The 7,403-nt window shown below is 45.5% G+C and carries 6 protein-coding genes; 3 read left to right on the plus strand and 3 right to left on the minus strand.

All coding sequences use genetic code 11. From position 1 onward, the window contains the following. Positions 1 to 825: 825 nt before the first annotated feature. Complete coding sequence (locus FC99_RS03890; RefSeq protein WP_048734110.1) at positions 826 to 1,113, minus strand: hypothetical protein; 288 nt, start codon at positions 1,111 to 1,113, stop codon at positions 826 to 828. 181 nt (positions 1,114 to 1,294) lie between these two features. Then, complete coding sequence (locus tag FC99_RS03895) at positions 1,295 to 2,224, minus strand: oxidoreductase (protein ID WP_048734113.1); 930 nt, start codon at positions 2,222 to 2,224, stop codon at positions 1,295 to 1,297. A gap of 192 nt (positions 2,225 to 2,416) precedes the next feature. On the opposite strand from FC99_RS03895, the gene FC99_RS03900 reads away from it, so the two are divergent. Further along, entirely contained in the window at positions 2,417 to 4,402 is a 1,986-nt protein-coding gene (locus tag FC99_RS03900; RefSeq protein WP_048734115.1) for a S9 family peptidase, read from the plus strand. 209 nt (positions 4,403 to 4,611) lie between these two features. Next, positions 4,612 to 4,971, plus strand: a complete 360-nt coding sequence (locus tag FC99_RS03905) for a helix-turn-helix domain-containing protein (RefSeq protein WP_048734117.1) — start codon at positions 4,612 to 4,614, stop codon at positions 4,969 to 4,971. Positions 4,972 to 5,848: 877 nt separating this feature from the next. On the opposite strand, the gene FC99_RS13920 is transcribed toward FC99_RS03905, so the two are convergent. Continuing rightward, positions 5,849 to 6,316 carry a hypothetical protein gene (locus FC99_RS13920; RefSeq protein ID WP_048734124.1) on the minus strand — a complete coding sequence of 156 codons (468 nt, stop codon included), beginning with the start codon at positions 6,314 to 6,316 and terminating at the stop codon, positions 5,849 to 5,851. A 646-nt stretch (positions 6,317 to 6,962) separates the two neighbouring features. Here FC99_RS13920 and FC99_RS03920 point away from each other — a divergent pair. Further along, positions 6,963 to 7,277, plus strand: a complete 315-nt coding sequence (locus FC99_RS03920) for a hypothetical protein (protein ID WP_048734128.1) — start codon at positions 6,963 to 6,965, stop codon at positions 7,275 to 7,277. The last annotated feature ends 126 nt before the right edge of the window (positions 7,278 to 7,403 follow it).

Consider the following 7,403-nt stretch of genomic DNA (forward strand, 5'->3'; position numbering starts at 1 on the left):
AAAACCTACATTTTTAAACCGCCATTTTCCAACATTTCTACGCCGCTATTGACACTTACTCAAGTACCTTCAAACAGCAGCAACGTCCTTTCTCAGTGGTTTAGCGTTTTTCGGAATAATCCTAGCAATCGAATGCCTATACGAAAGGCACAAACGTAAAAAGCACCAAAAGTAATGCTTACCAACATGGATCAGAGTGGGAAGATTGGTTTAAAGTCCGCACTTAAGAATGCTGGTTTTAGCAATTACTGGGCAGGTGTCACAGCAAAGGCCATCTCTCTCATATTCTTCTAAAAGGACATAGGGATAATGAAGAAATTGTACAATCGATATCAATTACAATTTACCAGTTATTTTGAAAGTATAGAGTTACTAACAATAGTCATCCTCATAGTAACTTTTGGCATAAAAGGCCCAATAGATCTATTTACCAAGGGCCATTATTACTTAACTAATTATATACGCATCTCAATAATATCAATTATTGGCGTTGCGCTATCATTCATAGATGTTCTTATTGTTGATTGTATAAATGCAAAACGTAAGGGTAAGAAAGACAAGAGAAAACGATAATGGAAAAGATTGTTCGGATTATATGTCTATGTATAGTGTTTGGATTATTTTCATTCCTAGTATTTAGTTTCGCAATGGATTTCAAAGTGATGTTATTGGTAACACTGGCCCTATGGGGTGCAAGTTACATTAAGAAGCGCTTCTTGGGTAAGTAGTTAACAGTGAAAAAAGTAGGTAAATGAAAAACGGTATTGTGGCGGTCTTCGCTACGATACCGTTTCTTTTCATCTCGTTATAAATTTCAAAATCCCACTAAGCGTGTTGTCGCTTCCGGTAGTTTTTCGCCATATTTTGGTAGCCAAGCTGTTCTAGCGTCTCCACTACGGTCGATTCGATCGTCCCAGTCGCAACGACGTCAAAGCCTGCAAGTTGGGCAACAATCAGGCTTTCAACACGGTGGACGACTGTGGGGTCGTTGGTGAGCCCCGTTAACGCCGCGTGAATCTTACGTGAGTTAAACGGAGCGTGCTCTCCAGCTAAGTTTTCCACGGTCAGTCCGCCGGGATGCATCGTGGTCTGTGATCTTCTTAAAACGTCCATCGTCTTTAGCCCTCCAAGCCTTTTGGAACGGAAATCTAATTAATTTCTACGTTCGGTCAAAATGAGTATAAGTCTATGTTACGATGAATGGACGGAAATTACAACTAGATATTGGGGAGTGAAAGGCACTTTTTCTACATATAGTAGCAAAACCACAGAACGTGGTGTAATGAATTTTCCGTTAGATACCTAACAGGCTTTCCTTAGCGTGAATCTGCTGAGCGAGGTTGGCATTGATGGGGGCAGAAACGTTGAGTTGGGCGCCTAATTTCGCCACGTAACCGTTCAGAAAATCCACTTCGGTTGGCCGGTGCTTGGCCATATCCTGGTGCATGGACGGATAGTGGCCGCCGTTGGTCGTCGGATCGAATTGGGCGGCAATGAGCTCGGTCACGGTCTGTGCGTCGAAATGAATTTTAGCGGCATCGGCGACGGCTTGGAATTCGTCGAGCACGGCATCGTTGAGTGTTCGCCAGTTAGGCAGGGCCCCAAACTCGCCGATGTTGCAGTCGAACAGAGTGCAGTAGGTGTTCAAGACACTATTGAGGCCAGCCTTTTTCCAAATAGCAGCCAAGACGTCTTCGGCCACGCTAGCGTTGAGACCCGCGTCGTTAAAGGTGTTCAGCACGTCTGGTAGGTCGGGGAACTCGTTTGGTACGATGGCCTGTAGCGAGATGCTCCCGGTCCCTGTGACCGTGATGTGGCCCGGACCGGTGAGGCTGGAGGACCAGATGGTGGTTCCCGCCACGACGCGGTTCTTCGGCACGTGTTTTTCAATCGTTTCGATGTTGCCGATACCGTTGGCAAGGGTCAACACGACCGGTTGATTACTCAGCACATCGCCCAGCTCCGTCAGCATGTGGTCCATCTGCATGGCCTTCGTGAAGAGAATGATGAGGTCAAAGTGGTCGGTCACATCCTGCGGTGCAGCGGCGGTCATAGCCGTCACGTGATCGGTACCATCATCGGCGGTGACGGTGAGACCGGTTGTGTTGATGGCCGCCACGTGGTCCGCCCAGTTATCGATCAGAGTCACGTCGTTGCCGGCATTTTGTAGCTTCACGCCAAAGCGACACCCCATGGCACCAGCGCCCGCAATTGCAATTTTCATAGCAAATCACTCCTTATCTTATAGTTGTATTTAGTCTACCATGCTTTGTTCGCCCCCGGTTGACGGGGACGGGCAATCGGAACAATTTCGGGGCAAACTCAGCTTGGCAATTGACATCGGTTGGCGACTAGGCTAACATGAAAAACAATCAAATGAGAATATAATGAGAAATTAAGCTGAGGAGCGATGTGTATGCCACAAGGAGTCAGTGCCCAGGATCTTTTTAAATTAAAATCAGTGTCGCAACCGTTAGCGGTAGATCAGTCGTATATCTTCGTTGAAAATAGTGTGGATCAGGTCAGCAATGGTTACCGTACGCAACTCAATCGCGTTGACGACGCCGGCCATCAACAGGTCGTTGCGGTCAATGGAAAGTTAAACGTCCAACCCGCTGTGGTGGGGAACCAAGTCTTCTTTGCGGCTAACATTGGCGATGCCAAGGCGCAGCTCTTTCAAGTGCCCGTTACCGGTGGCGAGCCCCAGTTAGTGACGACCACGACGCCAGCCGAGGCCGTTAACACGGTATTGGCTACGGCCGATGGGTCAAGTGTCTTCTTCAAGACGACCGAAACGGCTGAACAGCCTAAGTTGCCAAGTCCGCAAGCTTTTCCACAGACGCGTCACGTGGAGCGCCTGATCAACAAGGCGGACGGCTATGGCTGGTTACCACTGGACGTGACGTACCGGTTACGGCGGTTCGTGCCAGCGACCGGCGTGGTCGAGGAGTTATTCCAGCAGGCCAATGATTTTATTTTAACGTCCGTGAGCGCTGACGGTCGGTTCGTGGCCATCTTACAGGACGATCAGCCCGAAAATGACCGTGATTTTGCGCACGGGGCCTACTGTGTTGACATGACAACCGGGGATGTCGTTGATTTGACGGCAACATTGCCTACTGGGCGCTTCAGTGACGCCAGTTTTTCGCCAGATGGTCATCAGTTAGCCTTAGTCGGTAACGATGGCGAATTCGGTGAGCAGACGGTGTCCAAACTGTACGTGGCGAACCGCGAGACCGGCGAGTTGGCGAATTTGACACCGGACCTGCAGGCGGACTTGGTCCCAGACTTTGCCGGCGACTTCGTGCAGCAGCCGGAGGGTAAGCTGGCGCGGTGGTTGGATGCCGACCACATCGTGTTTGCCGCGGCTTTCCACGCCCACAGCCAGTTGTACGTAGCCGGGGATGACGGCGTGAAGTTGGTTGACAATACGGCCCGCCAGATTGTCGATTTCGACGTGATCGATGCTGAACATGTGATCCTCGCCGTTTCTTATCAGGATAAGCCGAGTGAACTGGTGAAATTGGACCTGGTGAGTGGCCAAGAAAAGGTCGTCTATGACCCGAACGCCGCTTACGAGGGCACACATGAGTTCGCTCATCCGCAACATTTTGAGTATCAGGCTGCCGATGGACAACCGTTAGAAGGCTGGTATTTACCGGCGCAAACGCAGGCGGCGACGCAACCGGTTCTACTGTACGTTCACGGTGGTCCGCACGCTAACTACGGCGAGACCTTCTTCTATGAATTTCAAGTCCACGCCAGCCGTGGGTTTGGCGTTGTTTTCTTCAATCCACGTGGGTCGACCAGCTATGGTCAGACGTATGAAAATGATGTGAATGGCCATTACGGCGAGAACGACTACCACGATGTGATGGGTGGCCTTGACGCGGCGCTGGAAAAATTCCCGGCGTTGGATCCTAAGCGCCAATATATTGCCGGCGGGTCGTATGGTGGCTTCATGACGCTCTGGGCGATTGGGCACACGCATCGCTTTGCCGCGGCTGTGTCACAACGTTCGGTAACCAACTGGATTAGCTTATTTGGGACCAGCGACATCGGCTTTTACTTTAATCCAATCGAGCTGGGTACGGACCTCTTCGATAAGGGTGGCGTGGCCTCGTACTGGAAGCAGTCGCCAATTGCCTACGCACAAAACGTGACGACACCGGTCCGCTTGCTACATGGCGAGTGGGATATGCGTTGCCCCATCAGTCAGTCCGAGGAATACTTCACGGCGGTCAAACGCAACGGGGTCGATGCCGACTTTATTCGTTACCCGCAGAGTTTCCATGGCGTGTCTCGCAACGGGCTACCCAGCTTGCGGATTCAACGGCTTGATGATATGACGGAATGGTTTACGGCGCATCCATCTGTGCAGCCGGAAAAGGATGAAAATTAAGTTCAATTGTAAAACGACCACCCCTTGATCTTGTGGTGGTCGTTTTTGGTGCTAAAACTGATAATATTGATTTACCGGGATTCGCAACCTGTTCTGCAACCATGACGGGCGCAACTAGCCCGGGCAAAGTGCGGCTTGGAACAGTTGTTTGCTAGTCAGTATCTGAGGGAGTGGGTATGATAGGGTCAAACATAAGGGAGGGAAGTCACATGGAGAATTTGTTTAAACAGCAACTGGTTAAATTACGCCGGCAGAGAAACTTGTCGCAGGAGCAGTTGGCAAGTCAGCTATTTGTGACCCGCCAGTCGATTTCAAAGTGGGAGCAAGGAGAAACGGCACCGGATCTGAATACGCTGGTGAGCTTGGCAAATATATTTGAGGTTGATTTGAATGAGTTGGTTGGGGGCGAACGAGTAGAAGCTGTAGCAGACGACACTGATCGGGTGACGGACCGCCGACCGACGAATGATGAGATGCGTCGCCACCCGATGAACTTCTGGGAATTTTTCGCCGGGTATTGGTGGTTACTGGTTCCTTTGGCGGCAATTTTTAGTTCGATGTTTCACTGAGTGTGTGGGGGAGGCGTCACTGTCGATTGGGCGATGACGCCTTTTTTATTTTTGGGGAGAGGTTGAGCTGAGGGGGGGCTGACGAGGTGGTTTGGTTCGTAAGTTTTCCCCGCGGAGCAATGGCGAATACCTGCGGCTTCTGAAACGTGCTTTGCCAAGCAGGTCCCTGCGCTTAACATGAAGAGAGGCTCTTATTCGGCGCTACCGAATAAGAGCCTCTCTTCTCGTTTATGATTTTTTCCTGATGTTTGAAAAAACGAAGTTAGCCCAAGTACTGTTCCGAAGACAAGGGCTGCTAAATAACTTTGAGGATTTTCAATGGTAGCTAGTATAGATGAATAGAAAGTAAGCTGGTTTAGAACTAAGATAATCAGCCAGAAGACCACTGAGACTAGAGCGGTACGTTTGATAGATGAAACTAGTAGTGATCTAGTGTTTTGGTTTTGAACGTGGAACTTAATCCCAAGAAGAGATAATGACTGATGAACGTAAAGACTACCGATCAATAAGACGATGATAATGATATTCAGGAGGAGCGTAATACCAAATAGTTGGCGACGTGGGATCCATACCGAAAGTATGGTAAGCAACAGGCTGGAGAATACCGTATAGAAATACAAATAGATAAAGGCATTGGCACCAATTTCATTTGCTTTCAAAATTTGGGAAGTAGAAATGCTCTTATTTACGTGAAATATTTTTTTATAGTTTTTACATACAAGTTATCGTGCATTCGAGAAACCTCCTTGACGCATCGTCTAATGATAATTATTTAAGAACAACGATTTGCTATGTGGGTTAAATAGACCAGTCGAAACCAGGAAAAAATGGTTCAGACTGTATTTGTGAGTAAAAACTGTTGATGAATAATCCGGGTTTACGAGTGCTTTATTATTTCTTTCATTAATTTCATGTGGTTTTGAATCTTATCAATAAATAAGCTAATTATCAAAAGAAAGGGACCGTTGAGCACCCCTAATACAATCGCAGAACCCAAAACTACTTGTTCAAAAGAAAGGCCCCGTTGGTTTTCAATCATTTCAAGTGGCATTGAACCACCCCAAAGTGGTAAATATCCGATTACTGTTCCTTGTCTTGATTTTTTAATTCTGCTTATTCTTCTCATTGCCTTATGTTGAGTAATCAATTTCTTAGCCATAAAGCATTCTAACGGATATAAGAACAAAAAGTTTGCTGTTAAATACCATGAGAGATTGTTCCAAACAAAAATAAATCTATTGATATCCCATTCGCAGTTCAACAATATCATTATTGAATATAATATTCCTTCTATACAATACATATATATCGTTGTTTTGTGTTTTCTAAACCTATCATTTCGCATTTCTTGGTCCCTCTCATCTAAAAGTACTTGATTGAAATAATTTCCTGGGAAAATTCACTTGTTCTGGACATTCGAGCGCACTCCTTTGGAAAGTATTGGGATTATAGTCTCCTTTGAATGATTTGAGGATGTTTTTAGTATTTATTAGTTTTTTAAAATAACAAAGAATAGCGCAGAAGTTGCTAGTTTAATAATCATGGTGAAATCTATTGGCGAATTTATTAGAATTTTTAAAATATTTTACGTTAGAATTGTTACTTAACTTACGTCAGCTCAGATTGCTCACTAGTCAGCGCTATTAAAAAAATGAGCTTATAATTACGCCACTTCTAAATATTTAGTTAGTTTTAATCTCTGAGTTTTTCGGACGCAAAGATTTGAGAAGGGAAGAGATTTTTAGGCAAAGATTAAAAATGTTGTATTAAATTTTTTGATAATGAGATTTTTACTTACAGTTGTTGACTCTGATAAAATAGCTTTGATATCTGAATTCGGCACTGAATTCTACTCACCATTTTTACAGCTGGAAATAGCTTCAAACATTAAATAGGATTAGTAGCTCGTAACATTTTAAATCCGGGAATGGTAAAAACATTAGTATTACGGGTTCAATCATGTAAAAATTATTCCTTAGGAGGAAAACTTAATGAAAAAATTTTTTGTGCAAGGCTTTATCTTAGTAACTTTTGGTCTACTGATTACTGTATTCTTTCCTGTGGCTCCTGCATCTGCCAATAGTTTGAATACTGGAACCGATTTACCTTCTTTAACTGTTGGAAGGGATTTTAATGGCCGAAAACCTGGACTTACTGTACATTATCAACTAGAATCATCAGGTCCTGAAAATATTATTCTATATGGATCGGACGGTGGAAATTCTGATCCTTCAGGCGCTGATTTAGATTATCTTTTACGTGAACATTTTAAAGACTTTGATTTAGATGCCGGGGATTGGAAATAGCTTTATTTCCAGCAGCGCATACGTGAGTCCCAAATTATTCACAAAAAACAGCCTAGTGCCCTTTTGCTATCTGTGCTAGTCCCTGTCAAGTTGTCATACGAAATAATATAAATTAGTATTGTCTTT

This window comes from Levilactobacillus koreensis JCM 16448 (genome assembly GCF_001435525.1).
GTDB lineage: Bacteria > Bacillota > Bacilli > Lactobacillales > Lactobacillaceae > Levilactobacillus > Levilactobacillus koreensis.